General features: G+C 65.0%; 2 protein-coding genes. Both read right to left on the reverse strand.

The annotated features are described in order from the left end of the window. Nucleotides 1-36 precede the first annotated feature (36 nt). Nucleotides 37-1,185 carry an acyl-CoA dehydrogenase family protein gene (locus EOA86_RS33255; protein ID WP_128345425.1) on the reverse strand — a complete coding sequence of 383 codons (1,149 nt, stop codon included), beginning with the start codon at nt 1,183-1,185 and terminating at the stop codon, nt 37-39. A 71-nt stretch (nt 1,186-1,256) separates the two neighbouring features. After that, the coding region (locus EOA86_RS33260) for an enoyl-CoA hydratase-related protein (RefSeq protein ID WP_128345427.1) at nt 1,257-1,798 on the reverse strand (542 nt) is incomplete at its 5' end.

Consider the following 1,798-nt stretch of genomic DNA (forward strand, 5'->3'; position numbering starts at 1 on the left):
ATTCGCAACCAGCAATTTTCTGTCGCAAGTTCGGTCTCAGGCCGCTCCCATCACTTGCCTGGCGATGACCACCTTCTGCACGTCGGATGCGCCCTCATAGATGCGCAGCGCGCGGATCTCGCGATAGAGGCTTTCGATGATGTGGCCCTTACGCACGCCGTCACCACCATGCAGCTGCACGGCCTTGTCTATCACCTCTTGCGCCTTGTCGGTGGCGAACAGCTTGGCCATCGCCGCTTCGCGGGTAACACGGGCGGCGCCCATGTCCTTGGTCCAGGCGGCGCGGTAGACCAGCAGGGCGGCGGTATCGACATCAAGCGCCATGTCGGCGATGTGGCCCTGCACCATTTGCAGCTCGGCCATCGCAGCGCCGAACAGTTTGCGCTCGGCCACTCTTGTGATGCTTTCGTCCAGCGCGCGCCGGGCAAAGCCGAGTGCCGCCGCGCCGACCGTCGAGCGGAACACGTCGAGCACCGACATGGCGAGACGGAAACCGTCGCCTGGCTTGCCGATCAATGCCGAGGCCGGAACGCGGACATTGTCGAAGAACAGGCGTGCAAGCGGATGCGGCGCGATCACCTCCAGCCGCTCGGCGATTGTCAGGCCCTCGGTATCTGCAGGCACGATGAAGGCGGAAAGTCCCTTGGCGCCGGGCGCCTCGCCAGTGCGAGCGAAAACGACGTAGAGATCGGCAATGCCGCCATTGGAAATCCAGGTCTTTTCGCCTGACAGAACATAGTCGTCGCCGTTGCGCGCGGCCGTCATCTCCATATTGGCGACGTCAGATCCGGAGCGTGGCTCCGACAGCGCGAACGCGGAAATCGCTTCGCCGGCGCGTGTCTTCGCCAGCCAGCGCTGCTGGTCGGGCGTTCCGAACAGGCTGAGCGCCCCGGTGCCGAGCCCTTGCATGGCGAAGACGAAGTCGGCCAGTCCATCATGCCGGGCCAGCGTCTCGCGCGTAATGCACAGCGTGCGCACGTCAAGCGGCCCGGGGTTTGCGATGTCGAGCGCCGTCGGTTTCAACCAGCCGTCTTGGCCGAGCTTCGCCACCAGCTCGCGGCAGGCGGCATCGACATCGTCATGCGCGACCGGCAGGTTTCTTCCGCACCAGGCGTCCAGCCGCTCGGCAAGCTCGCGATGGCGGTCCTCGAAGAACGGCCAGTTGAGGAAGGAGCGGTCAGGCATGGGAATGCCTCGTCCCGAACTGCACTCGACGGCGCCCCCCTCTGTCCGTTCTTATGGATGCAGCTCTCATCCTAATTGCCCTCGAACACCGGCTTCTGCTTGGCGACGAAAGCCGTGTACGCCCGCTTGAAATCGCCGGTCTGCATGCAGATCGCCTGCGCCTGCGCTTCCGCCTCGATCGCCTGGTCGAGGCCCATCGACCATTCCTGGTTCAACTGCGTCTTGGTGATGCCGTGGGCGAAGGTCGGGCCGGAAACGATGCGCGTAGCCATGTCGAGCGCGTCGGCTTCAAGCGCCGCCGCATCGACCAGCCGGTTGTAGAAACCCCAGCGCTCGCCCTCCTCAGCACTCATCGTCCGGCCGGTGTAAAGCAGCTCGGCGGCGCGGCCCTGGCCGATAATACGCGGCAGGATCGCGCAGGCGCCCATGTCGCAGCCGGCAAGACCGACACGCGTGAACAGGAACGCGGTCTTGGCCTCAGGCGTGGCGATACGGATGTCGGACGCCATGGCGATGATGGCACCGGCGCCCACCGCCGCGCCGTCGACCGCCGCAATGATCGGCTTGCCGCAATTGAGCATCGCCTTGACGAAATCGCCGGTCATTCGGGTGA

It is taken from the genome of Mesorhizobium sp. M5C.F.Ca.IN.020.32.2.1 (assembly GCF_004023105.1).
In the GTDB taxonomy this organism is placed as follows: Bacteria; Pseudomonadota; Alphaproteobacteria; order Rhizobiales; family Rhizobiaceae; genus Mesorhizobium; species Mesorhizobium wenxiniae.